This window comes from Dawidia cretensis, from assembly GCF_018598175.1.
Lineage (GTDB): Bacteria > Bacteroidota > Bacteroidia > Cytophagales > Cyclobacteriaceae > Ohtaekwangia > Ohtaekwangia cretensis.
In genome coordinates, this window is record NZ_JAHESE010000085.1 from 1 (window position 1) to 1,040 (window position 1,040).

1 protein-coding gene is annotated in these 1,040 nt (G+C 55.3%); it reads right to left on the bottom strand.

Going from position 1 to position 1,040, the window contains the following annotated elements; all coding sequences use genetic code 11:
- Positions 1-138 precede the first annotated feature (138 nt).
- On the bottom strand, positions 139-756 hold the full coding sequence (locus KK062_RS29795) for a P-loop NTPase family protein (protein ID WP_254088040.1): 618 nt from the start codon (positions 754-756) through the stop codon (positions 139-141).
- Positions 757-1,040: the final 284 nt, after the last annotated feature.

Genomic DNA, 1,040 nt, shown 5'->3' on the forward strand with positions numbered 1-1,040 from the left:
GTCGTTCGTTCTTCCTTCCGGGAGGTTTCTATCCGGGTCTTTTGGGTTCAGTTCTCAGTTTCACAGCTCCCGTTCTAGGGGGCTTAAACCAGCGTGCGCGTTTCGCCCACGCTGGTTTCTTCGCTCTTACACTCACCCTCACACTGGTTGCCGTCCGCGTTTATCCCGCGAAGTTTTCGCGAACGCCACCAGGTTGAGTTGTTCGCGTAACCTGGACCGTACCCGATTACCGTAACCGGACTCAAGCTCGGTCGCTTGCAAATTGGTCGTGATGTGCGTAAGCATGTGCTGGCTTATAAAAAGCTCGTAACGGCTGAGTAGTATCTCCGCCATCACATTGCACTCATTGCCAAAGTACTTCAGGTTTTGCTCCGTGCCCAGATCGTCGAAGCAGTAGATGCGTGGACCGTGACTGTTATAGGACAGCTTGCTATAGCGGTTGATGACTTTATAGCCATCCTCCAGCAGCTCGAAGCTGACGTCACGGCAGGGCCGGATCGTGAATTGATAGGGTGGGTGCGGGATTGTGCGCAGGAGCGTCATGAGGGACGATTTGCCGCAGCCCACCGGACCGGTGACAAGCAGGCCTTTGTTGAGGTCGATGCCGAGGCGCTCAGATTCTGCTTCATGGCGGAGGAAGTAGGCAATGAGTCGGTGAACGACCGGGTAGTCACCTTCGTCGATGGTGAAATGCGGGCCGAACGTTTGACGGCCATGTTTTTCAAGGTACTGAATACACCAGGGATAGTCGATCATAGGTTGTAAGGTTAAAGGTTATATACATCCGCGGTGGCGCCCGGTCCCGACGTAGACTTGTCGGGAGCCGGTGCCGGTGGGCTTCCCGATAAGATCGGGACTAACGCGACGGTTAAATAGGCTCCGCGAAATCCTTGTCGTTGTCGGTATCGAGGTGGTTAGGTTTGGGGCCTTTTTGCGTGTTCGGATTTTTTTCGTCGAATGCTGCGATTTTGAGGATCCAGCTGCGCGCCACGGCCTGCCAGTCTCGTATCGGTGTGCGGTCGCGCCGTTCCCAGCCGTTG